Genomic DNA, 26333 nt, shown 5'->3' on the forward strand with positions numbered 1-26333 from the left:
TCTCATTAAAGCTAAAAATAACTACCCTTCAGGGAACAAAAGCTCATCCCCTTCAAATCGCCCTGTTTTAAAATACTCTCGTTCAGCTTCGAAAAAATTATCCTCTGGCGGTTTAGGCGGGTACTTAGCGAGGACTTCCTGTACCGCTCGCTGCACTTTCGGGCTATCTAAATTAGCCCCTTTTCGAAACGAAAAAGACGTAAAAGTATAAATGGCTCTTGAGAATGGCGTTTGATACGTTCCTAAAGCATTCTTGAGCCACTGATCATCGGTGTCGTAATTGGCTTTACAAAGGTAGGCTAAAATAGTTCTGCCTATAGGGTAAAACTGCTGCACACAAGGGTCTAGCATAGCGCCAACCGTAAACAAGCGTGTTTTTTCAGGATCACGCGAATCGGTTAATTTAATTTTTAAAGGAAAACTAATGCCTTTATTTTTTTCTAACCGAATCTCTTCAACCATTAAATTGTGATGTTCCAACTTGCTATCCAGGGAATGATAAAAAAGCCGTCCTCTGTGCCATGTATAAATAAGGCGATATTTTTTATTTACAGCTACAGGAGTTCTGCGACTGCCTAAAAATATAAAGAAAACCGGTCCAACAAATATAACAAACAGCCAAAGATATAGATTAAAACTAAGGTGTCTTACCCTTAATATTTCTTTAGTTTCCTCTAACGTTTTGTACTCATTATAGGCAGTGTGAGTATAGTAATATTCTTCAGCCATCCTATCAAAATCATATCGCCACTCCCAATCCTTTTGAACTCCTTTTGTAAGATCATCAACCCCCCAAACAAAAAACAAAAAAAACAAAAAAACGAGAGCGTAAGTAGCAATAATAAAACGACACACCTGTGGAAAGTAGCGCTTTAACCTTATCTCGCTTGATTCTTCTTTAACTGAGTATTTAATTGGAAAGCCATACTTAATATGACCAGGAATTTCTGACTTAAAAATGGCATCTACTTCTTTATCAAACTCAACAACTTTTATCATAACTAAATTTCACTTAAGAGTATTTTTGTTTCGCCTGATTTAGACACTTCTTCATCTTCATAGCTTACTGTAAAAACAATATGCGTAGTATTATTTCTTTCAAATCTTTCTTTATATGTGTCAAATCCTTGAATTTTAATATCAACCCTACCTTCCGAATAAAATAAAACTTCATAAGGCAGAGAAAAACGAACATTCATTATATGATTATACTCAACCTTACACATTTCATCTTCCTGATTAAAGTGGCTGCCAAATGTAACAGCATTCACTATAACGCGGATATCCTTCAAACAACTCTCATCTTTGAAGTGCAAAGAAAAGGCACTTACTTCTCTATCCCAAATAGCCAAATCAAACAAATCAATTCTAGATATTAAATTTTCAAACTCAGCTATCTCTTTATTAAACTTGTCATAAAGATTATACGCCAAATTAACATTTTTCTTATATTCGATTTTTTTAGGATTTTCAGGCTCAGCAGAAGGGATATCAGATTCTTTTTTATACTCTTCTTTAAGATCATATAACTTCGCACTAAAGTCAATCCGACTTTTAAGATCTTCACCATAGTCATCTCTAATGGAGTATCCAAGTTTATAGGAAGTCCCCCAGAAGCCATTATATACCCATTTCTCTATATCTGTTTTCACAAAAAATTGAGTTATAAAACCAAATACAAAACATAAAAAACCCAATACGAGAAGAGGTGTAAAAAAGAGCCCCGCAGCAAAGCAGATTCCAGATACTGCCCAAAGACCGTTACCGATAAACTCCGCTAAATCCCTATTCTTCCACCCAACAATAGCACTCCCCAACGCTAAAGCAGAAGTGACGATTGAAGAAGCAATGATAAAAGCACCAGTCATACCTATGTGCACCCGCGCGGTAACAACCGCCCGTTTAAAGGCCGTTTTCAAACCACCTTTTTTACCAATATGCCTTGTAATCCGAGGTATAATTTTGTGTGACATTTTAGCTAGTTTAAGATAACGCCCTTTATTATCAATTATTGAATAATAACCGGCGATACAATCTAAAAAACCGCCCGCAATCTGCGTTGCCGCACTTTGTGTAAATGCCACATATGCATTACTGCTTCTATATTTTTCACCTATTTTAGGACCATTGATGGCAATGGTAATTAGGCCACCCAATAATCCTAAACCATTAGAAAGCTGCCCCGATACATTCAAGTCCGAAAACGCTTTACTGAGATCACTCGTTTTTTTAGAAGCGTCCGAAATAAACTCAAGCTGTGTCACTTCATAAGGTTTATGAAAAGCCTTATTAGTAGACCCACCGCCAGTTTCGGCTCTAATTTTTGCGACTTCTTCAGCCTTTCCAAGAATTTGATGTTTCGACTCAGAAGATGTACTTGCCAATATTTCCGCTATCATTTCCCGGGCATCGCTTGGATTACGAAGAGTTCTAGGTTTTAACCGGAACAATCCCCTTATAGTATTTTTAATAGCCTTACTAACTTCATTAGGGTCTTCATCCTTATTAAAACAATAAATTTTAGCTACTGCATCAGCAAAGGTATTAAAGAATGAATTTAAAGCCCCAAACAAATTAGTATTAAAATCAACCCCTCTCTCTTGAGAACCCGTCACGCCTTCTAATATTTTAAAAAGTTTGAAAAGTGTATAAGCAGAGTCACTTTCATAAACATCGCCATAGAAAACTTGATCATCTGGCGCTCTTTCTGGTTTTTCTCCGGTAAGAATTTCATAGACGTATTCTTTACCCGAAGAAGACCTCTCTAATCCTTCATAGGCCCTTTTGGAAATTAACAACATGTACGCCAGTACTTCTGATTTATTTTCTAGCCCGAGTGATTCAGCAAAGTTTACTAAAGTATTTTGCTGGGTCAGATAGGTAGAGCTTTCAGCCCTCTCAAGATAAGGATGACACTTAGCGATTAGTATATCGATTGTTTTTTTCAGCGCTTTAGATACATCATTAACATCTTTAAAGTCAGTTTCAAAGTTGTCATCAAGTTCAGCAAGAAATGCGTAATCAGTACCCTTACCAAACTCAAACCACTGATCTTCAGATACAACCCCTTTATCCTTAAGCTGTTTAACAATCCTCCCAGTTGTTAAAGCGTAAGCATTCTCCTCTTCAAAGCGTAATGAGTACTCATAAGCATTCTGTACAGACATATTAACATCTAATAGATTACCCACGTCATCATCTAAAGCTATGAATAGAGCTCTCTCTAGTGCTAGATCATTCCTTGCGATATCTTTTATGGATTTTATATATCTAGCGGTGTAGCGTATAACATTCTCTTCGACGAGCGCTTCGTTAGCTTCTTCTTTAACTTGCCCCTTTTCAAAAAAACTTGAAAAGCTAGGTAGCTTAGTAAGTTTATCCACTCTATGATGAGGTTTAGCTTGAGTGGGATAAACAGGTGTCATAAACTGATCAAGAAACGCATTTGATTTTTCGATTTCTTTAAACAGTGCTTTAGGCCAACGGAACTCACTGTACGCGACATAGACTTCTGTTGCATCTTCGCGCAGCAACAGGTATGGAAAACTACCTTGCTTTTCAGAGCAACTTACCACATCGACTTGCCACCGTTTCTCTTGGCCTGTTTTCACATTATACCGAGTAAACGAATAGTTAGGAGCTGGAACAACTTCTTGGGTATTTGGATCCCCGACAACGGAATTTTCGTCACCGGCTTCTGTTTGGTAACGATAGACATCCCATTTTTTCATTTCGGGGTCGTACATATAAACGTACCCTTTTCGGATCGGCACCAAATCATGATAATCAAGGTTCAGTATCGTATACTCAACAGGAGCAACATGATCCAAAGCGCTGCTCTCTATGTGTAAATCGCTTAGGACAACATCTTTAACTGATAGCCGAGTTGGAAAAAGAGGAATGTACCCTTCTGGTAAAGGATCGTACGAGCGTTCTTGTCCTTTACCTTAACTCACGAAACCAGGCCCTTCTGGACAAGGCTCAGCTGCTGAAGCCCTTGGCTTCATGGGTTCCGGCTTGTGCATGCCTTCAATAATGTTTGTAATTATGCTCTCGTGAGTTGGAAGTAAAGACGGGCTCTGTTTAGGCTTTCCATATTTCGACATATCCGAACATCCTTATTCGTTTAAATGGCGTACAACTATACTCGATTGCCCAGTGTACTTCATAATCAATTTCACTTATTCCGTATGGCATGATAGTTAGTCACTTACTCAAGGCAATACCTAGTCTAAGCTACTCATCGATATCCAGAAAATAAGTTTGGCTACTTCAGAAAAAACAGCATAGCGCACTAGATGTTGCACGCTTACAAAGTCGTAATTTATTCAACACTAACCAATCTAGGAATTTGTCCGATTGATCTTAAAAGTGAGATCCGTTAGGGTGGGTGTCGCGGCTTTGGAACGGGCCGACAACTCACCTGTAACGCGAACCATCACAGGATGTGAACATGCGCTTCTCAACCATTTCATCGACTGCTCTACGTGGATTAACTTTGTCTTGCCTCTTTACTTTGGTTGCTTGTACGCCAACCCAAACGAAGCAAAACGCACAAGCGATGTCAGTGAATAAAAGCCAGATCAGCGGCGTTAACATCAGCTTGAACGGCGTGTATTCCAAAGTGGTGGAGTCTACTCAGGTACCGGATGATTGTGTTCAGTTTGCGATCTCTGAAGCGGATGTTGAGAAGATCTTTACCAGAAAAGCGAAAGCCATGCCTGCAACTGCACAGTTGAATCAACTGCAAGGGGCCAACTGCTTCGCGAGCGGCACCATGATGATCAATGGCACGCACACCGCCAAGTGGCGTATCGATCAATCCGGGATGGCGTATTACCGCGTGAATGAAACCTCGTACCAAGTGCGATGTCCATCCTGCCTATCGCCTTCGCGCTACTCTCAAAACCGTTTGGCCTTTATGGCGCGTCATCAAGACTCGCCTTACCACCAAAACAGCCAAACCGGTGCAGCCCTTAAACAGACCGGCCTTGCATCTAAGAGCGGTAGTTAATTTCATAGGTATACGATTGATCGCACTCGGTATATTTGAAAAGATGTGATCACCTTTTCAAAGTCGATTACGCTGAGTCTCAATGACGGATAAAAACACGTATCACCACGGGAATGCCCGGGAAGCTCTGCTTAACGCGGCAGAAAAGATGATCCTTGAAAAAGGGAACAGTCACTTTTCGTTACGTGCGGTTGCCCGAGAAGTGGGTATTGACCCAGCCGCGTGTTATCGACACTTTAAAAATAAAGAGGCCATTCTGCACGGCGTGGCCAGCCGGGGCTTTTCTCAATTAAGTGAGATGATCCATACGGCAGATGATGGCAAAGGCTCCAAAAGCACCATCGTTGAGATGGGCAAAGCGTATGTAGCATTCGCCAACAGCACCCCTCTTATCTTTCAGATTATGTTTGGCGGCTGCGGCCTGCCCGCTCTGGATGATCGCTTAAAAGAACCAACACTCGAACGTACCGCCTTCGAGCGACTGCAAAGTGCTTTAGAGCGCTACTTGGCAGCCGCAGGTCAAGACAGTGAAATAAATCATACACTTGCGATGGATATTTGGGCCGCCGTACACGGGGTTGCGGCACTGACGGCATTTGAAGCAATTGAGTTCGATGATCAAAGTGTCGATGCTATGATCGAAAGGCTAATCAACGCCATATTGGAGCACTAGGTGCAACATCACGGTCTTCGGCCGGTAAGCTCGATGTGCACCTGCTCTTTTTGAGGGACGGACACCTCGACACAATCAATCTTGCCATCACCAAAACCGCTTATAGAGTACACCATATCCCCCGATGTAGGTCGTGGTGGTCCTTTGGGGGTTAAGCTCTGCTCATCCATAAAGGTCGCTAAAAAGTAGTGCCCCTCCTTCGCTGCCTCGATGGAAAAAGCAACACGGTGACCTTGGCTCAAGTCAGCATTAGGGACAGTAGCCACTCCGGCCAATGGCGCTTTTAAATCGCACTGCTCCAGCATTGCTATGTAGAGAGTCCCTTTCCCATCAAGTGACGGGCTCATTTGAATGGAGTGCGAAGCAGAGACTTCGCCCGATACGGATAGATTAGAAACGGCAACATCGTTTACCTGACACCCAGATAACCCGAACAACGTGACCACTAAGAACAGAGTTTTTGCATGAAACATCTCAACCTCCTCAATAAAGTCAACAATGTTGACATAATATTGAGGAGGCTAAGTTAATACAACCGGTTTTTCGTTTTAGGCTTTGCGCATTACACCCGCTCGATCACCGTCGCAATCCCTTGGCCCATGCCGATGCACATGGTGGCTAAGCCAAACTGAGCATCTTTCTGTTCTAGGACGTTCAGCAAACTGGTGATGATACGCGCACCCGAGCAACCCAAAGGATGCCCCAAAGCAATCGCCCCGCCGTGGATATTGACGCGCTCCTCCATTCGGTCGCTTAGCTTTAAACCTTGTAATACAGCTAATGCTTGTGCCGCGAACGCTTCGTTCAGCTCGAAATAGTCGATGTCATCCACGCTAAGGCCAATTCGTTTCAGCGCTTTTTTACTGGCCGGAACTGGGCCATAACCCATGATGGATGGATCGCAGCCTGCGACACCCATCGAGCGCACGACGGCTCTGGGGTTTAGCCCCAGCGTTTGTGCTTTAGCGGCTGACATCAGCAATAAGCCCGATGCACCATCGGACAGCGCCGATGAGGTGCCGGCCGTTACCGTCCCCACTTTAGGGATAAAAACAGGGCGAAGCTCGGACAAAGACTCGGTGGTGGTTTCTGGGCGAATCACCTCATCGCTTGTGACCTGAATTTTAAAGCCATCGGCGTTGTGGCCCTCTACTGGGATGATCTCGGAGTCAAACTCCCCATTGATGGTGGCTTGGTGGGCTAAGCGGTGGGAGCGAGCACCAAAGGCATCTTGCATCTCCCGCGTGACGCCGTTCATTTTACCGAGCATTTCGGCGGTCAAACCCATCATCATCGCGGCTTTTGCTGAGTGTTTGGACATCTCTGGGTTGATATCTACACCGTGCGCCATATCCACATGCCCCATGTGCTCAACGCCACCAATCAAGTAAACATCACCTTGGCCCGATAAGATCGCTTGCGCGCCCGAGTGCAACGCAGACATCGAAGAGCCACACAAACGGTTAACGGTCATACCCGCAATTTCATGCGGCAGACCAGCAAGCAAGGCTGCATTTCGCGCAATGTTAAAGCCTTGCTCAAGCGTCTGATTAACGCAGCCCCAAATCACATCTTCGATATCCGTCGCGGCAAGTGCTGAGTTACGCGCCAGCAGCGCTTTCATCACACTGGCGGATAAAGATTCGGCACGGACATTTCGGAACACACCGCCCTTGGAGCGCCCCATCGGCGTGCGCACGGCATCCACAATTACGACATCGTTTGGCTGTAGTTTCATTGTTATTCTCCTTATTGTCCGCGACCGGTTAACCCGTAGGTTTGGCCGTGTTCAGCCATCGATTTCATCACCGCTGTCGGTTGATACAAAGGCCCCATGGCATCAAACGGCGCGGCCATCTCGCAAAATGTGCCAAGCCCCATCTCATCAAGGTAGTGGAACACACCACCACGGAACGGCGGGAAGCCAATACCGTAAATCAATGCCATATCCGCCTCGGCCGGGGATGCGACGATCTTCTCTTCAAGGCAACGCACGGTCTCGACACACAGCGGGATCATCATGCGGGCGATGATCTTTTCATCGGTGATCTCAGGTGACTGGCTAGGGTCTAACCCAATCAATTCATAGACAGAGCTGTCGGCTTTCTTTTGCAGCTTGCCTTTACGATCCAGCTCGTATTGATAAAAACCTTGCTTGTTTTTCTGACCTAATCGGTTGGCAGCAAACAGAAGATCGATCGCATTTTGCCCCTCGTGACCCATGCGGTCTGGGAATGCATCCGCCATCACCTGATCGGCATGAGCGGCCGTATCCAAGCCCACCACATCCAGCAGGTACGCAGGCCCCATCGGCCAACCAAAGCCTTCCATCACCTTATCGATGCGCTGAAAGTCCACCCCTTCGCTGACCAACTGAGAGAAGCCAGCAAAGTATGGGAACAACACTCGGTTCACCAAGAAACCTGCGCAGTCATTCACCACAATCGGCGTTTTACCCATCGCTTTGGCGTAGGCCACGGTTTTAGCAATCGCCGCATCCGAGCTGTGCTCGCCACGGATCACTTCCACCAGCGGCATTCGGTGCACAGGGTTAAAGAAGTGCATGCCGCAGAAACGCTCGGGCTTTTTCAAGCTCTTAGCCAAGGAGTTGATCGAGATGGTGGATGTGTTTGAGGTGATGATCGCATCATCACTGACATTCGCTTCAAGATCCGCCAAGACGCTGGCTTTGATTTTTGGGTTTTCCACCACCGCTTCGACAACAAGATCGACTGGCTCAAAATCCCCAAAGGAGAGTGTTGGCGTGATCTGATTAAGTACGTTGGCCATCCCCTTGGTGTCGAGTTTTCCTCGGCTGACTTGTTTTTCCAGAAGCTGAGTCGCCTCACTAAGGCCGAGTGCCAGCGCCTCTTGGCGGATATCTTTCATCAAAATAGGCACGCCCTTGGACGCCGACTGATAGGCCACACCACCGCCCATGATCCCCGCACCCAGTACGGCCGCTTGCTTCACGGCATCGGTTCCGGCCTCGTATTGCTTAGAGACGCGCTTAACAAATTGATCTTTCAGGAATAAGCCGACCAACGCTTTAGTGACACTGTTGGTGGCTAGTTTGGCAAAGTTTTTCGCCTCCACTTCCTGCGCTTTAGCACGTGGTAAAGTGACCGCTTTTTGCATGGTTTTGATCGCCATCATCGGCGCAGGATAATGTGGCCCCGCTTTCGCGCCAATCACCCCTTTGGCCGTCTCGAACGCCATCATCAATTCAATGGCATTGAGCTTCACCGCCGAGGTTTTCTCATCTCGACGTGCTTGGTAGTCAAACTCACCGTTGGCACAGCGCTTAACCAGATCCAACGCCGCCTCGGCTAAGTGATCCGCTTTCACCACGGCATCCACGGCACCGTCTTTAAAGGCAGCGGCGGCTTTCTTATCGGAACCAGCACAGATCCACTCGTTGGCATTATCGATACCAATTAAGCGCGGTAATCGAACGGTACCACCCCACCCAGGATAGATGCCAAGTTTCACCTCTGGCAGTCCCACCTTAGCCGACTCGCTCACCACACGATAATCGGTGGATAACGCCAACTCAAAACCACCGCCTAGCGCTAAACCGTTAATTGCACACACAGTAGGACACGGCAGGTCTTCAATGGTATTGAACACTTCGTGTAACGAGAGAAGGCTTTGAGTGATCGCACCTTCATCGTGTTCAAACATCGCATGAAACTCAGTGATGTCCGCCCCAACGATGAAGGCTTCTTTGTCGCTACTGAACACAACACCGTTCAGTGGGGATTGCTGTTTGATCTGTTCGAGCGCTTGGGCAAGTTCGGCCATCGCTTTTTGGCTCAGCGTATTGACGGCCTCCTCTTTGTGGTTAAACACCACATTAAAGAAACCCGCTTCCAACTGGCGTACCTGTAAGGTATGTCCGTCCATTAACATGGTTCGACTCCGCTGTTCATTTTATTGTTATGTCTAAAGCACAGACGTTTATCTCAGTCTAGCGGCAACCCCTGGTTAGACAATGACAGTTTTCGTCAGCGTTAGTGTCGTATGCCGTCAAACCTCGTTATCAGACAGGTTGCCGGTTTTATTGAGGCGGGATAAACAGTGACAATTTGCGTCACCAAAGCGAATAAAGTGGATGTAGGTGATTGTTTTAGCACTTTTTAAGTTATCCCCTTTATCTGTGGATAACCTGTTTTGTAACCTTTGTGTAACTAAACCTAAGCCACAGCTCATCAGGGTTTCAGGAAGGGTTCAAAAAAAGACCAGCATAGGATTGAGCAACGCCCAAGACACAGCTTTGCCGTTTGAGTGCGAGACATACGCCTCACATGAAACACCTTTGATGGGGGTCTCGATCAAGATTGATCCGGCGATGCTGGCCGAGCTTGTCCACACGGCCCTGCCAAGATCGGTGAGCCAAATGGGCGAATCCCCCTCGCCGATGGCATCAGTTGAGATGACCGACGGCATGCGCGAGGCAGTAACGCGTTTGGTTCGGGCATTGTCAGACCCATTGGATGCCAAAGTGATGGGGATATCTCGCGTGCGGGAGGTGTTATTTGAGGCCCTAAAAGGGGAACAAGGGCCAGCGCTTCGGGCATTAGTCCACAGCCACGGGCATTACTCACGGGTGATTCGTGTGCTTGGGGATCTTCACCAACATTTTGATCAATCGCTTAATGTGGATGATCTTGCCCAGCAAGCCAATATGAGTGTGTCGAATTTCCACAAGCACTTTAAAGAGATCGCCCGATGTACGCCCATTCAGTACATCAAACGCTTACGCCTGATTAAAGCTAAGTTATTGTTAGCGCACGATGATTTAAACGTTAGCCAAACGGCAACAGCGGTGGGCTACAAGAGCTTGAACCAATTCAGTCGGGACTATAAAAGCTTTTTTGGAAGCTCGCCCAAGCAGGATAACCAGCCTGTGTCGGCGGCTTAAATGAATACTTTAGTTTATGCACACAATCTGTGGATAACTATGAGGACAACCGATGGGAAAGCTAACCCAGCAAGCGTATTCACTGGGTTGGCAAAAAGCGGTGCTCAAATGATCAATCGCCGTCCATCAACTCGCGAACGAATCGGGCAATCTCTACGGCGTGTTCGCCATCACCATGAATACAGAGCGTATCGGCCTTAAGCGGGATGCGTTTTCCTTCGATGGTCGTCACATGCCCTTCGAGCAGAATCTCTTGCACTTGCAACTCAATGCGGGAAAACGAGGTATGCACAGCCCCCTTGTGACGACGGTTCGCCAACAAACCTTCCTCGGTATAAGCGCGATCCACAAAGGCTTCAAAGAGCAAGGGCAAATCGTACTTATCCGCTTTTGCGAGCAAAGCATCGTTCTGTTGAGTAGACATCACCATTAAAGGTAATCCTTCCCGAAAGCTTGATACGGCGGTCATCACAGCCGACATGGTATCGTCGCTGACCATCATTTTGTTGTACAGCGCACCGTGCGGTTTTACATAGCTGATCGACTTACCAAAGCTTTTACAGATCGCATCCAGCGCGCCCATTTGATACAGCAGCCCTGCGATTAACTCCTCGCGGGAGCAATGGTAATCACGGCGACCAAAACCCAACAGATCGGGGTAGCCTGGGTGCGCCCCCACCTCAACACCGCTACTGACGGCTAGTTGCACGGTGTTGTACATGGTGAGCGGTTCGGATGCGTGAAAGCCGCAGGCGATGTTCGCCATATCAATAAAAGGCATCACCTCATCGTCACGGCCCATCTTCCAAGGGCCGTAGCTTTCACCCATGTCACAATTAATCTTCATACTCATCCTCAGGCAAATTCTTCTGTATCTACATCCACCTGCATGGCCGGTGGATAACGATGGCCTTGTATCTTATTCGGCTCAAACACATCGTCCAGTAGTGCGATCTCTTCGGCGTGAAGCACAATCGATTGGGCTTCAAAGTTATCTTTTAAATGCTCGTAAGAGGTCGTCCCCGGTATCGCCACAATGTGAGGTGCTTTTGCCAGTACCCACGCCAAGGCGATTTGGGCGGCCGTGACATTATGAGCTTTAGCAACCTCTTTAACTGGGTTTAATAACGCTAAGTTGTGTTGATACGCCGCCCCTTGAAAGCGCGGCATCCCTTGGCGCATATCACTGCTATCAAGCTTATCAATGGCTGGCAGCGTCGCACTCAGAAAACCACGTCCCAGTGGGCTGAAAGATACAAAGGTTGCGCCCAGCGCTTTGCATTTCTCCAACACGGCGATCTCTGGGTTGCGTGTCCACAGTGAATACTCTGTTTGCACAGCGGCAATGGGGTGCTCTTTATGAGCTTTATCCAAGGTGGTGGCCGAGACTTCGGATAATCCAACTTGGCGAATTTTCCCCTCTTTCACCAGATCACCGAGTGCCCCGACGCTTTCTTCAATCGGTACGCGTTGATCCCAACGGTGCAGGTAGTAAAGATCAATCACATCGGTCTTAAGCTTTTTAAGGCTGGCCTCGCATTGGGCTTTTAAAACCTCGGGACGGCCATTGACCTCTCGTACGCCCTGCTCGTTCACGCCCAAGCCGCATTTACTGGCAAGCGTAAACTCATTACGGCGATGGCTTAGCACCTCGCCAATCAGGGTTTCATTTGCGCCGTTTCCGTAAAGGGTTGCGGTATCTAAGTGCGAATAACCGATTGCCAGTGCTTCGGTTAAGATGCGTTCGGCTTGTTTTCGATCGGTTGGTTGCCCATACCCGTGGGATAGGTTCATACAGCCCAAACCGATGGCTGTGCATTCGATGTTGCCTAATGTACGTTTCATGAAGAATCCTTACGGCTGACCGGCATGTTTTTGTGGGTAATAGATCAGGTTGTGTATAACCGTATCACCCTCGGCCACATTTCGGTAACTGTGTGGCCGATCAGCATAGAAACGCAATGTTTCCCCAGCGTTTAATAGATGACTTTGCCCCTCAACACACACCTCGATCGACCCGCTTTTCACCACCACATGTTCAATCACTCCGCTTTGGTGCGGTACCGATTCGCGCTCATAACCTTGTGGAAACGTAAGTTCTAACCACTCAAACGGGACTTGCTCGGTCTCTTTAAATAAGGTGGCTACCCACATGCTGTCGGGAGTGGGTTTTCGCTTTACCGGATGCCCAACCGCCTCATCGTCGCCCTCATCGATCAGCACACTGAGCGGGACTTCGTAGCCTCTCGCCAGTTTCCACAGTGTGGTCAGCGTTGGGCTTGATTCACAGCGCTCAATTTGGCCCAGCATCGCTTTGCTGATCCCCGTGGCTTTGGCAGCCACATCTAAACTCCAGCCGCGCTCTTTGCGCAGCTGTTTTAATGTCTCAGATAAGGAGGTTAACAGGTGTTCCATACAACTCATTTACCGTCAATCGGTTCGATTACCCAGAGATTCTATTGTGCGCTATAACGCACCAATGTTACAGTGCCAACGCTTGTGCGCTTTAACGCACGCCCTTTTAGTCACGATGAAAGATAACGGCCATGACACACAACGAATCAACCATCAAAGGATTGTTTAACCTATCACGCTTCTCCGCTGGGTTTGTGGCGGTACTGGTAGGCTATACCAGCTCGGTGGCCATCATCTTTCAAGCATTAGCTGTGTTAGGGGCCACCCCAGAGGAGATCAACTCTTGGCTGTGGGCACTGGGGATCGGTATGGGCCTTACCTGTATCGGTTTATCCTTGGCGTTTAAATCCCCCGTGATTACCGCATGGTCGACCCCAGGGGCAGCGCTTTTGGTCACCGGCCTCGAAGGCATCCCGATGAGCGAGGCGATTGGGGTGTTTATCTTTGCCTCCGCGCTTATCTTCTTATCCGGTGTGACGGGGTGGTTTGATCGGTTAATTCGCTTAGTACCCGCCTCGCTATCCGCCGCCATGTTGGCCGGCGTGCTGGTGCCGTTTGGGTTAAACCTCTTTACCTCACTGCAAAGCGATTTGGCTTTGGTTGCCTCAATGATTGCCGCGTACTTAATCATGAAGCGGGTACTGCCACGCTACGTCATACCAATGACCTTTTTAATCGGCATTGTCGTGGCGGCCTTACAACAAGAAATCAACCTAACAGGGTTATCGTTTGAGTGGACGCAGCCCGTTTGGACCACCCCTGAGTTTCATTGGTCTTCCTTAATTGGGGTTGGCTTGCCGCTCTTTATCGTGACCATGACCTCGCAAATGGTGCCGGGCTTAGCCGTTATGCGTGCCAACGATTACCAAACACCGGCTTCCCCATTAATGACCTGGACCGGTTTAACAGGCATCGTCTTAGCACCCTTGGGCGGTTTTTCGTACAACCTAGCTGCCATCACCGCCGCCATCTGCATGGGCGAAGAAGCCGACCCGGATAAATCCAAACGCTACATCGCTTCTATTTGGGCGGGCATTTTCTATCTATTAACGGGCCTGTTTGGTGCCACCGTTGCTGCCTTGTTTGCCGCCTTCCCGACCGCGTTGGTCATGGCCATTGCGGGCCTTGCCCTGTTGGGGACGATTGGTAATGCACTGGCCAACAGCCTAAACCAAGCGGATGAGCGCGAAGCCGCCTTGATCACCTTTATGGTGACCGCATCCGGCATTTCATTACTGGGCATCGGCAGTGCGTTTTGGGGGATTGTGTTGGGGTTGATTGCTTATCACAGTCGGAAGAAGTTAACTTAAGAGTCTCAGTCTTAAAATAGATGGTGGTTATATGATCGAAACCGTTGAAGAAAAAATCGAAAGATTTAAAACTTTAAACAAAAAGCTGATTGATGCCGCCATAATCAAAATCAAAGAGAACATAATGTTCAAAGGACCACTGGCAAAGCTACTTCCATGTTTACAGGATAAACATTGCCGAACCCACATCCATACTCTTATGTAAAATACGGACGATCAGTATTTCTTGATCGCAGACCTTCTTATAGAAGATCACATGACTCCCTTGTGGAAATTTCCGATACCCTTCTTTGAGGTCATCACAGCACTTCCCCACTTCGGGACTTTTTCCAAGCAACCAGAATGCATCATCAAACTGCTTAAGGTAAATATTCCTCTGATCACGCCCCCACGACCGCTGGGTGTAGAGAGCAATATCTTTCAGATCAGCTTTAGCACGAGCAGTGAGTTTAAATGGCTTCACTCTTTAAACTCACCATCTAGCTCTGATATCAAATCTTCCAAATCATAGTCGGCTACGCCACTCCTCTCGCCTTCGTCTAGCGCTTGGCGTAACGTATCAAGTTTCGTTTCCTGAGTTTCAAGTAAACGCAATGCAGAACGGATGACTTCGCTTGCTGAGCCATAACGGCCAGTTTTTATCTGACTAGCAATGAAGCCATCAAAATGATCACCCAGTGTAATGCTCGTATTTTTAGCCATGCCCAACCTCCAAATACCAATATATACCTAATTATGGTATTTGAATTTCAGATGTCAACCAAGCGGTGGCGACATCCCTATCGCCACCATTACCCACTTAAGTAAAGCTGCAAACAGCCCTAAACCGACGACGCTGACTCCCCAAATGAGCACCAACCACCCTAGGCGCTTGGCCCAGGGTTTGGGTGGTTTTTGATCCTGTTTTGGGTCAGTGGTAGCCATCACCAATCCTCACTTTTCCGCGGAATACGTAATACGACCAGAGCGTGTAACCTAAGATAAATGGCAAGATAAACACCGCGCCAACCAAGGTAAACAGTTGGCTGGCCTCGGGTGCGGCCGCCTCGTGAATCGTGATGCTCGGCGGGATAATATAAGGCCATAAGCTGATTAACAGCCCGCTGTAGCCCATGAACAAGAGCCCCAACGTAAGCAGGAAAGGGGCGTACTCGGCGCGACTGTTAAGCGAGCGGACTAACCCGACCGACATCAGCACCACAAGGATGGGCACAGGCGAAAAGTACAAAAGATAAGGCATCGTAAACCAGCGATCCGCAATGGCGGGGTGCGCCAGTGGGGACCAGATGCTGATGCCCGCCATCACAGCCAATAACAACATTGTGATGGGCCTTGTGAGCGTTCGCATATCCTTTTGCAATCGCCCTTCGGTTTTGAACAGCAACCAAGTGCTGCCCAACAGAGCATAAGCCACCAGCAAACTGACACCAGTAAAGAGGCTGAACGGCGTGAGCCAATCCCACGTGCCGCCGGCAAAGTGATTGTCCACCACCTCAAACCCATTGATAAAAGCCCCCATCGCCACGCCTTGGCAAAACGTGGCCAAGTAGGAACCGCCAATAAAGGCTTTGTCCCACCAGTGGCGGTGGTGATCGTCCGCTTTAAAACGAAACTCAAACGCCACCCCACGCAGGATAAGGCCAATCAACATAAAGATCAGCGGCAGGTACAATGCACTTAGAATCACCGAATAAGCCAGTGGAAAGGCCGCTAACAAGGCAGCGCCGCCCATCACCAACCATGTTTCATTGCCATCCCAGACAGGCGCGACGGTGTTCATCATCACATCGCGCTCCTCTTTATCTTGGATAAAGGGAAAGAGGATACCGATCCCTAAGTCAAAGCCATCCAAGAGGACATACATCATCAGCCCAAATCCAATGATGAGTGTCCACGCCATTGATAGATCGATACTCATAGTTTGACCTCCTCGTCATCAATGGCCGATAGCGGACGCGCTGGGCGATTGTGCTCGTCTAGGATCTCGTGCGGTTCGTGGGTGGATGGCCCTTTTTTGATCAGGTTCAGCATGTACACCACCCCCACTCCAAAGACGATAAAGTAGACCACGACAAATGCGATCAGCGTTATGGTGAGCGCTTCGACAGAGTGGTTAGAAGCTGCATCTTCGGTGCGCATAACGCCGTACACGACCCACGGCTGGCGACCGACTTCGGTGGTAAACCAACCGGCTAAAATCGCGATGATGCCCGCAGGCCCCATCGCCAACGCACTTTTTAGGAACAGAGGCGAATCGTACAAACGACCTTTAATGCGTTTGTATACACCCACCACAGCCAACAGCAGCATTAAGAACCCAAGGCCCACCATGATACGGAAGCTCCAAAATACCAAGGGCGCGTAAGGGCGATCTTCTGGGGCAAACTCTTTTAACCCTGCAAACTGCCCATCCCACGAATGGGTTAGGATCAAGCTGCCCAAACGGGGGATCTCGAGTGCGTATTTAGTGACCTCCTCTTCCATATCGGGCCAGCCGAACAGAATCAGTGGAACGCCTTCACCCGGTGTGTTCTCCCAATGCCCTTCCATCGCCGCCACTTTGGCCGGCTGATGCTCCAGCGTATTCAACCCGTGAAAGTCCCCTGCAATGATCTGGATGGGTGCGGTTATCAGCAGCATCCACATCGCCATCGAGAACATTTTTTTCGCCTGCGGTACACAGGTGCCTTTTAATAGGTGCCACGCACCGGAGGCCGCAACAAACAAAGCGGTGGTTAGGAAGGCCGCGAGCGCCATGTGCACTAATCGGTAAGGGAAAGATGGGTTAAAGATGATCTCGATCCAATCCACCGGAACGACTCGGCCATCGACGATTTCGTAGCCTTGTGGGGTTTGCATCCAACTGTTGGAGGCCAAAATCCATGTCATGGAGATCAAGGTACCTATGGCGACCATCAAGGTGGAGAAAAAGTGTAACCCCGGCCCAACGCGGTTCCAGCCAAACAGCATCACCCCAAGAAACCCAGCTTCAAGGAAGAAAGCCGTGAGTACTTCGTAAGCGAGCAGTGGACCGGTAACACCGCCTGCAAAGGTCGAGAAGCCACTCCAGTTGGTGCCAAACTCGTAGGACATCACCAAACCGGACACCACGCCCATTGCGAAGTTGACCGCAAAGACTTTCGACCAGAAGTGATAAAGGTCCCGATACAGGGTGTTCTTTTTGGTAAGCCATAAGCCTTCTAGCACCGCAAGGTAGCTGGCAAGGCCAATGGTAATGGCAGGAAAAATTATGTGGAACGAAACCGTAAACGCGAATTGAATCCGCGCAAGGTCAACCGCAGTCAGATCGAGCATAGCACTGTCCTAAGGGTTTTCGTCATTGATCAATTTACGTACAAACAGCCAATTTCGATGACCTAACTTTAAGTAAAATCAGCGTATCGGCCAGTTTAAAGAGGTCGAGCTTTGAAAAGCTTCTTGTTTTGATGTGACGCAAGGATATCGCGGAACCCACGAAAAAAGGCTGTGACAGATTGTCACAGCCAAGGAAGGTTGAGTGGTTTGGGGAGTAAGCGCGGCTTACACTAACCTTTCCAGCTCAGGGATGACGTCGAACAGATCGGCCACTAAGCCGTAATCCGCCACTTGGAAAATGGGCGCTTCTTCATCTTTGTTGATAGCGACCACAATTTTAGAGTCTTTCATGCCAGCAAGGTGTTGGATGGCTCCGGAGATCCCCACTGCTATGTACAAATCGGGCGCCACCATTTTGCCGGTTTGCCCCACCTGTAAATCGTTAGGGACAAAGCCTGCATCCACCGCCGCACGGGAGGCTCCCACCGCACCACCGAGCTTATCGGCAAGGCTGTACAGGATGCCGAAGTTCTCACCGCTGCCAAGACCACGCCCACCCGATACCACAACGCGAGCGGCTGTTAACTCAGGTCGGTCGGATTCGGCCAGTGTTTCGCTGACAAATCGGCTGGCACTATCAACCGCAACAGCCGCCACCGCATCAATGCTGGCCGAACCACCTTCGGTCGCTACTTTGTCAAAGGCGGTTGCGCGAACGGTCATCACCTTAACGGCATCATCACTTTGGACGGTCGCAATGGCGTTACCAGCATAAATTGGGCGCTTAAACGTATCGCTGGCAACAACCGCTACCACATCGGACAGCGCATTTACGCCAAGCTTAGCGGCTAAGCGAGGCACAAGATTTTTACCGGTGGTCGTCGCAGGTGCAAGGATATGGGTGTACCCCTCGGCCAACGAAAGAACCTGAGGCGTGACAGACTCCACCAGTTGATGCTCAAGCGCAGCATCATCGACCACTTTTACGCTTCGAACCCCGTCGATCTTAGCGGCTTGTTCGGCCGCTGCTTGGCAGTTGAAACCTGCCACCAGAAGGTCAACATCTGCCCCTATCTCGAAGGCGGCTTTTAACGTGTGCAACGTCGCGGATTTGATCGAGTTATGATCATGTTCGGCAATCACTAATACACTCATGACAACACCTTCGCTTCGTTTTTCAGTTTATCCACAAGCTCCTCGACCGAGCCCACCTTGATGCCCGCGGTACGCTGCGCCGGTGCTTCTACGCCCAGCACACGCACGTTTTGACTGAGCGCCACCCCAAGCGAATCGGGCGTAATGACATCCAACGGTTTCTTTTTCGCTTTCATGATGTCCGGGAGCTTGGCGTAACGAGGCTCGTTCAAACGAAGGTCTGTCGTTACCACCGCTGGCAGTTGCAGTGCGAGGGTTTGAAGGCCACCGTCGACCTCTCGGGTAACTTGCACCTCACCGTCCTGAACCACAACCTCGGAGGCAAACGTTGCCTGAGGGCGATCCAACAAGGCAGCCACCATCTGGCCGGTTTGGTTGTTATCGGAATCGATCGATTGTTTACCTAAGATGATCAAGTCGGCGGATTCTTGCTCGGCAACCTTAGCGATCAGTCGGGAGATCGAGATCGCATCCGGAAGAGCATCCACTTCGACTTGGATACCGCGGTCGGCACCGAGCGCCAGCGCACTTCGGATCTGTTCCTGACAGGCTTTGGCACCTACCGAAACCACAATGACTTCACTGGCAACCCCTTTTTCTTTTAAGCGAACCGCCTCTTCCACGGCGATTTCACAAAAAGGGTTCATCGCCATCTTTACGTTGGTCAGATCCACATCGCTGCCATCGGGTTTAACCCGAACTTTCACGTTGTAATCAATGACTCGCTTAATCGCGACAAGCACTTTCATAGCCACTCATCCTCTGCTTTTATTGTTGTTGAATCGGTGTTGAGGGAATGACTTAACTATAGATGACCGCTGAAAACGCACAATGACATTTAACAGCGGAGTAACTGACAATAACAATCAGAAAAAACTAAGCAATTGATATAAAAGGAGTTAAAAACCTGAATAAGGATCACAAAAGCATTCAAACATAGCCGTATGTGACCCCGTCAATTTGCTTATCGGCCAAAAATAGACCAGCCGGTTTGCTGCACAAAAAGCTCCAGCGCTTTGGTGCCCAGTTTCGAGTTACCCACCTCATCCAATCCTGGCGACCAGACGGCAATCGCGCCTTTGCCAGGGGCAATGGTCAGAATGCCACCACCCACACCGCTTTTACCGGGCAAACCCACCCGATAGGCAAACTCGCCCGAGCCATCATAATGACCGCACATCATCATAAGGGAGTTGATCCGTCTTGCCCGCTGAGCACTGACCACTTTAATGCCGGTGTGTTGATTCATCCCATCGGACACCAAAAAGAGCCCCGCCTGCGCCAACTGCTGACAGCTCATCGCAATCGAGCACTGATGGAAATACGTACCCAACACTTTATCCACATCGTGCTTTAAACGACCAAAGGATTTCATAAAGTGCGCCAAGGAGGCGTTACGATCTTTGTGCTGCATCTCGGACGCCGCGACCTTGTGATCAAAGCTGATCGAATCATCATTGGCAATGAAACGCACAAATTGAAGGATCTCGCCCAGTGTCTCTTTGGGTTCGTGCCCCATCATAATCGCATCAACAACCGCAATCGCACCGGCATTGATAAACGGATTACGCGGGCGGCCCGACTCGTGTTCCAGCATCACAATCGAGTTGAACGGATCCCCCGAGGGCTCTCGCCCAACGTGCGTCCAAAGCCCATCACCTAACTTGCCAAGGCCAATGGTGAGGGTAAACACCTTAGAGATACTCTGAATGGAGAACAGGGTAGCGGCGTCCCCCGCGCTAAAAACCTGCCCATCTGGGGTTGCGACTGCAATACCAAACTGGTTTGGGTCGATATGCGCCAACTGCGGAATGTAATCCGCCACCTTGCCGCGCTCGGTTTCGTTTGCCATCTGTGCGGCAATGTCGTCTAGGATCTGTTGCATCGTGTTGGTTGTGTTGTGTTTTTATTATGGGTGATCATCTTACCCCTCCCACCTCAGCGCCTCAATCAACAACCTAAGCTACTGACACTTTCGCATAAGCTTAATCGGAATGGGTACAGGCTTTAAGGGGGCTGGCCTTTGGCGTCTTGACCTTGGTGGCCGGCAACCTTCCTGTATTGTTTAAAAGAGTTAAGCGTAAGAGCGTCACACCTTGAGAACTGGGTAAGATTTTATCGGTCAAAGCGCTGTGAATGGCATCGATCTCTGCTATTGTTGCCTTTCCTAATTCAAGGATTAAACCAACGAGGTTTTTATGAAAGCCAAACAGCAAAAGCGCAATGGACACGCCTTTGCCCCGATTATGAAAAAGGGCGGGGTTCACCAAAAAACCAATAAAGCCATCCGCAAGAAAGATAAGCGGAACATGCAGAAAGAGGCTGCCAACTGGCAGCCTTCTTCGTTTTTGTCCTCTCTATTTTAACGTCACATCTCGTTCGCAATTCGCTTGTAGCCATCCACCAGCACGTTGTTTGCCGATACCACCGACTCAGAAAACGATGAGTATTCAGGTGGCACACGCTCTATCGATGATAAATCAAACCCAGGCCCAATGTTGGTCATTGGCGGTACGTGATAGCCAGCAGGCAGATCAATCCCATCAATCACACTGTTGTGTCGTATTACACAGCCTTTGCCAATGTGTGTTCGAAACACCACTGAGTTAAAGCCAATAAACACATCATCTTCCACAACACACGGACCATGAACAATCGAGCGATGTGCAATGGAACTCCTCGCCCCTACCCGAACGTATGCGCCCCCTTTGGAATGGATCACAACGCCATCTTGGATATTCGAATCATGCTGAATAACAATCGGTTCTATATGACCGTTTTTATCCAATTCATCCGCCCTAATAACAGCGTAAGGACCAACAAAAACATTATCTTCGATGATCACATGCCCGCAAATGATCGCCGTAGGATCAATAAAAGCTTTACTGGATACGGTCGGATAATGTCCGGAGGGGTTTTTTCTTAACATGATGGTAACTCTCTTGTCGTAAGCGTGCTCAGTGAAACGGGCTGCTGAAGGATGCGTCCATCGCAACCGCGTTGTGAGGGTGAAGGCTTTCTTGATGATCGACTTTCAACGCGTAGCTCTGCACCGCGCTCAGTGTGTGCACATAGGCTTTTACCTTTCGGGCTGCGTCTTCGCAAAACATGAGATTTATGGCATTCAAGCGAGCAAACTCCTGCTCATCTTGGCGCTTTACCGCAGTTTGCACAGCGGTACCCAGTACCGTTTCGATCTGCTTAATCACCGCTGGAATGAATAACCATTGATTCGGTTTTAGCGCTAATGTGACGCTGGCGAACGACCGCTGACTGTGCGGCGTAGCGACCGAGCCATTCAAGGAGCGCACCCATTCAAGTAACGTATATTTATCGACCTGATCGGTCGGAAAAGCACTGTCCAGCGCCTCGGCTAACAGCTGTCGTGACAGCGCCGCAGAACAGGGACAAGTACTCGAATATGGGATGCTCAATTTCACCGTATGGCTACATTCACCCTCTTTATAATCGGAGGAGATCGTCACAGGGTACGATTGATATCCGGCTTCATCACTCAGTAGCGCAGGCTTCTTTAGAAGCAGATCAAAGTGCAAAGCAACCCTGGCTGACTGGCTGATCCCCTTTTGGGATTCAACAAAACCACGCAACAACGTATGCACACTCTCATGGTTCAGCGGTGTTTCACTGACGGCTGCTAGCCGCGTATACAAACGCGACATGTGAATCCCTTTAGTATCAGGGTTGTCGATGCTCACAAAGGCGTCCGCTTTGGCATTTAACACATGTGGGCACTCACCCCCTGCATTAAACAATAACGGAATCGAGATACCTTCCATGCCAACCCATTGAAGGGAGCTTGAAATACTGGCTGAATCCATCGACGTAATGTCGACCAGTGGGTTTTGTTCCTGTGACATTTATCGCTCGCGGGTAAAAAATAACGGTTGGGCTGCCGAAGTATGGATAGGGACCGAGTGGCCATCGAAAACACATTGGCCGTTAACAAACGTGGATGCGATTCGGGTCGAAAAGGTGTGACCCAAAAGGGGACTCCAACCGCATTGATAAGCGATGCTCTCTGGCGTCACTTGCGTCATTGCATCTGGATCAATTAGGACACAATCCGCAAAATACCCTTCGCGGATAAAGCCCCGGTCAGCCACACCGTATCGAATGGCTGGGTTATGAGCGCACTTTTCAACCACATCCTCTAGGCTCAAGCGGCCTTGTACCACGTGCTCTAGCATCATCAACAGTGCGTGCTGAACTAAGGGTAAGCCTGCTGGCGCTTCTGGGTACGCTTGTTGTTTTTCAGAAAAAGTATGCGGGGCATGATCCGTCGCGACGATATCAATCACGCCAGACCGTAATGCAGCCAGCAGCGCATCACGGTCACTTGTTTTTTTGATGGCCGGGTTGCACTTAATGAGATTGCCCAAGCGCGCATAGTCTTGATCCGAAAACCAAAGATGATGAACACACGCTTCCGCGGTGATCTTTTTTTCAGAAAGAGGCGCATCACTGAACAAGCTAAGCTCTTTGGCCGTCGTAATGTGCAAAACATTAAGTTGGGTTTGGTACTTTTTAGCCAAGGCAACCGCATAAGAGGATGAGACATAGCAGGCTTCGTCGTCGCGAATGATGGGGTGATGATGAATGGATGGCGGCTGGGTTTTCTGTAATAGCCGATCAAGATTGCGCTGTATAACAGGGCCACTTTCACAATGCGTTGCAATCAGCACCGGGCTTTCACGAAAAATCGCCTCTAAGATGGTTGGGTTCTCGACCAACAGGCTGCCTGTCGAAGCTCCCATAAAGACTTTTACGCCGCACACGCGATTAGAGTCTAGGGACTTTATGACCTCTAAATTATCCTCGGTGGCGCCTAGGTAGAAAGCGTAATTTGCAAAAGAATCATGACGCGCGATGGCCTCTTTATGCTCAATCGCCGCCAAGGTCGTGGTGGATGGATTAACGTTGGGCATCTCCATAAAGCTGGTGATCCCCCCCATTACGGCCGCACGGGATTCCGTGGCGATTGACCCTTTATGAGTAAGCCCTGGCTCACGAAAATGCACTTGGTCATCGATCATCCCCGGCAAAAGCCACTTCCCCTGTGCATCAATCACTCGCTCATTTTCCAAAGGTTGAATCTGCGAGGCGATTTTCTCGATACGCTGATGCCGAAAACGGACATCACCCTCAAAACGAGCATGCTCATTGATGATGGTCGCATTTTTGATCACAACCGAGTTCATACGCTGGCATCCCCACGGACATACACCTTGGCATGGGCGTAATCGACATCCAGATAAAAACAGTTGGCCCGGCCGGTATGGCAAGCCGCTCCCGTTTGAACCACCTGGCACAACAGCGCATCACCGTCGCAATCCACGGAGAGGCTCACCAGCTGCTGAGTGTTTCCACTGCTCTCCCCTTTGCGCCAAAACGTTTCTCGGCTACGCGACCAGTACACCATACGCTGCTCATCCAAGGTTTTTACAAGTGAGGCCTTGTTCATCCAGGCCATCATCAAAACCGCGTGTGTAGAGGCATCTTGGGTAATCACGGGGATTAATCCCTGCTCATTGAAGGCAAGGTTGTTGAGGACATGATCGAAAGGCACGTTCGTCCCATCCGACATGTTTTCAAGACTCAGAAAGTAAGCGTTTTGCATCATCTTTAAAATCTATAAATGTTATATTATAACATATCATAATTTTTAAAGAGGTCGAGGACTTTTCCTGGGGCAGAGCGTTATTACTCCATCCCAAGAAGGATTGGAAGATGAGTTATGCGCCGGATTTTCGCATAAAAAACTGGGCAATCACGGCTTGGGCTTCCGGGGTTTTGAGTCTGGCCACAAACTGATCCACCTCTTCATCGAGCCGATCCGTCAACTCCGCTTCCCTTCCCTGTTTCAGTAAGGCTTTGCTCATCTGCACCGCCATCGGTTCTAACTGCGCCATCTCATCCGCCAGCGCTTGGACGGTAGCCAAGGGCGCTTCACTGCATTGATTGATCAAACCATACCGTTCGGCTTCAACACCCGAATACGGTTTGCCAAGCACCAAAAGCTCAAACGCTTTTTGATGGCCTAATCGCTCAGGTAACAGAAGGCTTGTCCCACCTTCGGGCACCAAACCCAGCCGGGTAAAGGGCAGTTGGAATCTTGCATCAGGGTGCGCCACCACCAGATCACAGTGGAGTAACAGTGATGTACCTATACCGATGGCATCCCCTTCAACTGAAGCCAAAAGCGGCTTTTTAAATCGCGCTAGGGTGTGCAAAAACGCCAGTGGTTCTTTAGCGAGGGCTTCTTGACCTAAAGAGGCAAACTCCGCCAAGTCATGACCTGCGCAAAAGCTATCACCCGCGCCGGTTAGGATAACGGCTTTTATCAGCGAATCGCTTTCGGCCTGCACAAGCGCATTGATCAGAGCTTGATACATGCCGGTATTCAGAGCGTTTTTCTTCTCGGGACGGTCCAGTGTTAAGGTCAACACCGAACCGTGGGTGGTGATATCCAGCATCCGATTACTCCACGCGTCGTTGTGGTTTAAGGGCGTATTCGCGGCTTAAACCACCAAACTCAATCGTCGCGCCCACGTATTCGTCGTGCAATTGAGCAATCAACTGAGCGGCGCTTGGAGCATCGTTAATGCCACCCACGCCTTGGCCCGCAGACCAGATACTTTTCCAAGCCGATGCACCGTCTTTCGGTGCGGTTAGCTCCTCACCAAGATCAATCGATTTATCCGCTGCTTGCACATCCGTCTGCGTTTTACCCGTGTCTGGGTCGCGCCCTGCTTGGCTTAGGCTCGGTTTCAAAAAGTTACCGTAAATACCCGAGATCTCTTTGGTGTACACGATGTCGCTGGCTTCGCTTTCGGCGATCATGGTTTTGTATTCATCCACCGCGCGGCTCTCTTGGGTGTTGATAAAGCGTGTACCCATGTAAGCCATGTCCGCCCCCATCACTTGAGCGGCGGCGATATCGCGCCCTGTATTCAGGCAGCCCGCCAGCACGAGGGTGCCATCAAATACGGAGCGAATCTCGCTGATCAGCGCAAAAGGATTCACAGTGCCCGCATGACCACCAGCACCGGTTGCCACCGCGATGATGCCATCCACACCCGCATCCGCGGCTTTTTGGGCGTGGCGTTTGGTGATCACATCGTGAAACACCAGCCCGCCATAACTGTGTACCGCGTCCACGACCTTGCTGGCGGCCCCTAAAGAGGTGATCACCAAAGGTACTTCGTGCTTGGCGCACAGTGCTAAGTCCGCCTCTAAACGTGGGTTGGAGCCGTGCACAATCAAGTTGACCCCAAATGGCGCGGCGGTTTCGCCAGTGGTCTCTTCAAACTCCGCTAGGGCTGATTTAATCGTAATCAACCACTCTTCAAAGCCTTCGCTGGTGCGCTGATTCAGCGCAGGGAAGGTGCCGACCATTCCGGCTTTGCAGGTTTCGATGACCAATTCTGGGCCTGAAACAAGAAACATAGGGCTTGCGATGGCCGGCAACATCAACCGACCAGAGAAGGCATCTGGCATCGCCATGGT

General features: G+C 49.0%; 27 protein-coding genes. 4 read left to right on the forward strand and 23 right to left on the reverse strand.

The genetic code is table 11. The features are described from left to right. Window positions 1–21: 21 nt before the first annotated feature. Together ACXAF9_RS05485 and ACXAF9_RS05490 are read right to left on the reverse strand one after the other, a co-directional pair. Window positions 22–999: a hypothetical protein gene (locus ACXAF9_RS05485; protein ID WP_475071406.1), complete on the reverse strand. Its 978-nt coding sequence runs from the start codon at window positions 997–999 to the stop codon at window positions 22–24. 2 nt (window positions 1000–1001) lie between these two features. Next, entirely contained in the window at window positions 1002–3902 is a 2901-nt protein-coding gene (locus ACXAF9_RS05490) for a toxin VasX (protein WP_475071761.1), read from the reverse strand. Window positions 3903–4453: 551 nt separating this feature from the next. On the opposite strand from ACXAF9_RS05490, the gene ACXAF9_RS05495 reads away from it, so the two are divergent. Continuing rightward, entirely contained in the window at window positions 4454–5014 is a 561-nt protein-coding gene (locus ACXAF9_RS05495; protein WP_475071408.1) for a hypothetical protein, read from the forward strand. 82 nt (window positions 5015–5096) lie between these two features. Further along, window positions 5097–5687 carry a TetR/AcrR family transcriptional regulator gene (locus ACXAF9_RS05500; protein ID WP_475071410.1) on the forward strand — a complete coding sequence of 197 codons (591 nt, stop codon included), beginning with the start codon at window positions 5097–5099 and terminating at the stop codon, window positions 5685–5687. A gap of 8 nt (window positions 5688–5695) precedes the next feature. Here ACXAF9_RS05500 and ACXAF9_RS05505 read toward each other — a convergent pair whose 3' ends face one another. From ACXAF9_RS05505 to fadB, 3 genes are all read right to left on the reverse strand, one after another. Continuing rightward, complete coding sequence (locus ACXAF9_RS05505) at window positions 5696–6160, reverse strand: hypothetical protein (protein ID WP_475071412.1); 465 nt, start codon at window positions 6158–6160, stop codon at window positions 5696–5698. 89 nt (window positions 6161–6249) lie between these two features. Continuing rightward, on the reverse strand, window positions 6250–7425 hold the full coding sequence (gene fadA / locus ACXAF9_RS05510) for an acetyl-CoA C-acyltransferase FadA (RefSeq protein WP_475071414.1): 1176 nt from the start codon (window positions 7423–7425) through the stop codon (window positions 6250–6252). Window positions 7426–7436: 11 nt separating this feature from the next. Continuing rightward, complete coding sequence (fadB, locus tag ACXAF9_RS05515; protein WP_475071417.1) at window positions 7437–9599, reverse strand: fatty acid oxidation complex subunit alpha FadB; 2163 nt, start codon at window positions 9597–9599, stop codon at window positions 7437–7439. 340 nt (window positions 9600–9939) lie between these two features. Between fadB and ACXAF9_RS05520 the strand changes: the two genes are divergently transcribed. Continuing rightward, window positions 9940–10611, forward strand: a complete 672-nt coding sequence (locus tag ACXAF9_RS05520; protein ID WP_475071420.1) for an AraC family transcriptional regulator — start codon at window positions 9940–9942, stop codon at window positions 10609–10611. A 112-nt stretch (window positions 10612–10723) separates the two neighbouring features. On the opposite strand, the gene ACXAF9_RS05525 is transcribed toward ACXAF9_RS05520, so the two are convergent. Genes ACXAF9_RS05525 through ACXAF9_RS05535 form a run of 3 tightly spaced genes read right to left on the reverse strand, consistent with a single transcriptional unit; the run spans window position 10724 to window position 13026 of the window. Continuing rightward, a complete protein-coding gene (locus ACXAF9_RS05525) occupies window positions 10724–11458 on the reverse strand; it encodes a 5-oxoprolinase subunit PxpA (protein ID WP_475071422.1) in 735 nt (244 codons plus the stop codon). An 8-nt stretch (window positions 11459–11466) separates the two neighbouring features. Further along, on the reverse strand, window positions 11467–12456 hold the full coding sequence (locus ACXAF9_RS05530; RefSeq protein WP_475071425.1) for an aldo/keto reductase: 990 nt from the start codon (window positions 12454–12456) through the stop codon (window positions 11467–11469). Between the two features lie 9 nt (window positions 12457–12465). After that, window positions 12466–13026 (reverse strand): helix-turn-helix domain-containing protein, encoded by a 561-nt coding sequence (locus tag ACXAF9_RS05535; protein ID WP_475071427.1) that lies wholly within the window; start codon window positions 13024–13026, stop codon window positions 12466–12468. Between the two features lie 131 nt (window positions 13027–13157). Here ACXAF9_RS05535 and ACXAF9_RS05540 point away from each other — a divergent pair, with 131 nt between their 5' ends. Continuing rightward, window positions 13158–14336 carry a benzoate/H(+) symporter BenE family transporter gene (locus tag ACXAF9_RS05540; protein ID WP_475071429.1) on the forward strand — a complete coding sequence of 393 codons (1179 nt, stop codon included), beginning with the start codon at window positions 13158–13160 and terminating at the stop codon, window positions 14334–14336. 160 nt (window positions 14337–14496) lie between these two features. Here the strand turns inward: ACXAF9_RS05540 and ACXAF9_RS05545 are convergent, their stop codons facing one another. The 15 genes from ACXAF9_RS05545 to ACXAF9_RS05615 form a co-directional block, all read right to left on the reverse strand. Then, the gene (locus ACXAF9_RS05545) at window positions 14497–14799 is read right to left on the reverse strand and encodes a type II toxin-antitoxin system RelE/ParE family toxin (RefSeq protein WP_475071431.1); all 303 of its coding nucleotides are present in this window, start codon (window positions 14797–14799) and stop codon (window positions 14497–14499) included. Then, window positions 14796–15038 carry a type II toxin-antitoxin system ParD family antitoxin gene (locus ACXAF9_RS05550; protein ID WP_475071433.1) on the reverse strand — a complete coding sequence of 81 codons (243 nt, stop codon included), beginning with the start codon at window positions 15036–15038 and terminating at the stop codon, window positions 14796–14798. Before ACXAF9_RS05550 ends, ACXAF9_RS05545 begins: the two co-directional genes overlap by 4 nt. A 54-nt stretch (window positions 15039–15092) precedes the next feature. Beyond that, a complete protein-coding gene (locus ACXAF9_RS05555; RefSeq protein ID WP_475071435.1) occupies window positions 15093–15260 on the reverse strand; it encodes a DUF2474 domain-containing protein in 168 nt (55 codons plus the stop codon). Continuing rightward, complete coding sequence (gene cydB / locus ACXAF9_RS05560) at window positions 15247–16254, reverse strand: cytochrome d ubiquinol oxidase subunit II (RefSeq protein ID WP_475071438.1); 1008 nt, start codon at window positions 16252–16254, stop codon at window positions 15247–15249. Before cydB ends, ACXAF9_RS05555 begins: the two co-directional genes overlap by 14 nt. After that, on the reverse strand, window positions 16251–17651 hold the full coding sequence (locus ACXAF9_RS05565) for a cytochrome ubiquinol oxidase subunit I (RefSeq protein ID WP_475071441.1): 1401 nt from the start codon (window positions 17649–17651) through the stop codon (window positions 16251–16253). The genes cydB and ACXAF9_RS05565 overlap by 4 nt, the downstream gene beginning before the upstream one ends. Window positions 17652–17876: 225 nt before the next feature. Continuing rightward, on the reverse strand, window positions 17877–18806 hold the full coding sequence (locus tag ACXAF9_RS05570) for an electron transfer flavoprotein subunit alpha/FixB family protein (protein WP_475071443.1): 930 nt from the start codon (window positions 18804–18806) through the stop codon (window positions 17877–17879). After that, window positions 18803–19555, reverse strand: coding sequence for an electron transfer flavoprotein subunit beta/FixA family protein (locus ACXAF9_RS05575; RefSeq protein WP_475071445.1), 753 nt, complete (start codon window positions 19553–19555; stop codon window positions 18803–18805). The genes ACXAF9_RS05570 and ACXAF9_RS05575 overlap by 4 nt, the downstream gene beginning before the upstream one ends. A 215-nt stretch (window positions 19556–19770) precedes the next feature. After that, a complete protein-coding gene (locus ACXAF9_RS05580) occupies window positions 19771–20691 on the reverse strand; it encodes a glutaminase (RefSeq protein ID WP_475071447.1) in 921 nt (306 codons plus the stop codon). Window positions 20692–20791: 100 nt separating this feature from the next. Continuing rightward, window positions 20792–21037, reverse strand: coding sequence for a hypothetical protein (locus ACXAF9_RS05585; protein ID WP_475071449.1), 246 nt, complete (start codon window positions 21035–21037; stop codon window positions 20792–20794). Between the two features lie 137 nt (window positions 21038–21174). Beyond that, window positions 21175–21735 carry a DapH/DapD/GlmU-related protein gene (locus ACXAF9_RS05590; protein WP_475071451.1) on the reverse strand — a complete coding sequence of 187 codons (561 nt, stop codon included), beginning with the start codon at window positions 21733–21735 and terminating at the stop codon, window positions 21175–21177. 28 nt (window positions 21736–21763) lie between these two features. Next, on the reverse strand, window positions 21764–22684 hold the full coding sequence (gene folE2 / locus ACXAF9_RS05595; RefSeq protein ID WP_475071454.1) for a GTP cyclohydrolase FolE2: 921 nt from the start codon (window positions 22682–22684) through the stop codon (window positions 21764–21766). Next, window positions 22685–24025, reverse strand: a complete 1341-nt coding sequence (locus tag ACXAF9_RS05600) for a dihydroorotase (protein WP_475071457.1) — start codon at window positions 24023–24025, stop codon at window positions 22685–22687. Beyond that, window positions 24022–24447, reverse strand: a complete 426-nt coding sequence (hisI, locus tag ACXAF9_RS05605) for a phosphoribosyl-AMP cyclohydrolase (protein WP_475071459.1) — start codon at window positions 24445–24447, stop codon at window positions 24022–24024. Before hisI ends, ACXAF9_RS05600 begins: the two co-directional genes overlap by 4 nt. 112 nt (window positions 24448–24559) lie before the next feature. Continuing rightward, complete coding sequence (locus ACXAF9_RS05610; protein WP_475071461.1) at window positions 24560–25300, reverse strand: enoyl-CoA hydratase/isomerase family protein; 741 nt, start codon at window positions 25298–25300, stop codon at window positions 24560–24562. A 4-nt stretch (window positions 25301–25304) separates the two neighbouring features. Further along, window positions 25305–26330: an NAD(P)H-dependent flavin oxidoreductase gene (locus ACXAF9_RS05615; protein ID WP_475071465.1), complete on the reverse strand. Its 1026-nt coding sequence runs from the start codon at window positions 26328–26330 to the stop codon at window positions 25305–25307. Between the last annotated feature and the right edge of the window lie 3 nt (window positions 26331–26333).

Source organism: Neptunomonas sp. ABH4_499 (assembly GCF_056160565.1).

Bases quoted from the DNA above. Each gene is read 5' to 3' on its own strand.
- ACXAF9_RS05485 (WP_475071406.1), bottom strand. From the start codon at position 999: ATGATAAAAGTTGTTGAGTTTGATAAAGAAGTAGATGCCATTTTTAAG.
- ACXAF9_RS05495 (WP_475071408.1), top strand. From the start codon at position 4,454: ATGCGCTTCTCAACCATTTCATCGACTGCTCTACGTGGATTAACTTTG.
- ACXAF9_RS05500 (WP_475071410.1), top strand. From the start codon at position 5,097: ATGACGGATAAAAACACGTATCACCACGGGAATGCCCGGGAAGCTCTG.
- ACXAF9_RS05505 (WP_475071412.1), bottom strand. From the start codon at position 6,160: ATGTTTCATGCAAAAACTCTGTTCTTAGTGGTCACGTTGTTCGGGTTA.
- fadA (WP_475071414.1), bottom strand. From the start codon at position 7,425: ATGAAACTACAGCCAAACGATGTCGTAATTGTGGATGCCGTGCGCACG.
- fadB (WP_475071417.1), bottom strand. From the start codon at position 9,599: ATGTTAATGGACGGACATACCTTACAGGTACGCCAGTTGGAAGCGGGT.
- ACXAF9_RS05525 (WP_475071422.1), bottom strand. From the start codon at position 11,458: ATGAAGATTAATTGTGACATGGGTGAAAGCTACGGCCCTTGGAAGATG.
- ACXAF9_RS05530 (WP_475071425.1), bottom strand. From the start codon at position 12,456: ATGAAACGTACATTAGGCAACATCGAATGCACAGCCATCGGTTTGGGC.
- ACXAF9_RS05535 (WP_475071427.1), bottom strand. From the start codon at position 13,026: ATGGAACACCTGTTAACCTCCTTATCTGAGACATTAAAACAGCTGCGC.
- ACXAF9_RS05540 (WP_475071429.1), top strand. From the start codon at position 13,158: ATGACACACAACGAATCAACCATCAAAGGATTGTTTAACCTATCACGC.
- ACXAF9_RS05550 (WP_475071433.1), bottom strand. From the start codon at position 15,038: ATGGCTAAAAATACGAGCATTACACTGGGTGATCATTTTGATGGCTTC.
- ACXAF9_RS05555 (WP_475071435.1), bottom strand. From the start codon at position 15,260: ATGGCTACCACTGACCCAAAACAGGATCAAAAACCACCCAAACCCTGG.
- cydB (WP_475071438.1), bottom strand. From the start codon at position 16,254: ATGAGTATCGATCTATCAATGGCGTGGACACTCATCATTGGATTTGGG.
- ACXAF9_RS05565 (WP_475071441.1), bottom strand. From the start codon at position 17,651: ATGCTCGATCTGACTGCGGTTGACCTTGCGCGGATTCAATTCGCGTTT.
- ACXAF9_RS05570 (WP_475071443.1), bottom strand. From the start codon at position 18,806: ATGAGTGTATTAGTGATTGCCGAACATGATCATAACTCGATCAAATCC.
- ACXAF9_RS05575 (WP_475071445.1), bottom strand. From the start codon at position 19,555: ATGAAAGTGCTTGTCGCGATTAAGCGAGTCATTGATTACAACGTGAAA.
- ACXAF9_RS05580 (WP_475071447.1), bottom strand. From the start codon at position 20,691: ATGCAACAGATCCTAGACGACATTGCCGCACAGATGGCAAACGAAACC.
- ACXAF9_RS05590 (WP_475071451.1), bottom strand. From the start codon at position 21,735: ATGTTAAGAAAAAACCCCTCCGGACATTATCCGACCGTATCCAGTAAA.
- folE2 (WP_475071454.1), bottom strand. From the start codon at position 22,684: ATGTCACAGGAACAAAACCCACTGGTCGACATTACGTCGATGGATTCA.
- ACXAF9_RS05600 (WP_475071457.1), bottom strand. From the start codon at position 24,025: ATGAACTCGGTTGTGATCAAAAATGCGACCATCATCAATGAGCATGCT.
- hisI (WP_475071459.1), bottom strand. From the start codon at position 24,447: ATGATGCAAAACGCTTACTTTCTGAGTCTTGAAAACATGTCGGATGGG.
- ACXAF9_RS05610 (WP_475071461.1), bottom strand. From the start codon at position 25,300: ATGCTGGATATCACCACCCACGGTTCGGTGTTGACCTTAACACTGGAC.
- ACXAF9_RS05615 (WP_475071465.1), bottom strand. From the start codon at position 26,330: ATGGCGATGCCAGATGCCTTCTCTGGTCGGTTGATGTTGCCGGCCATC.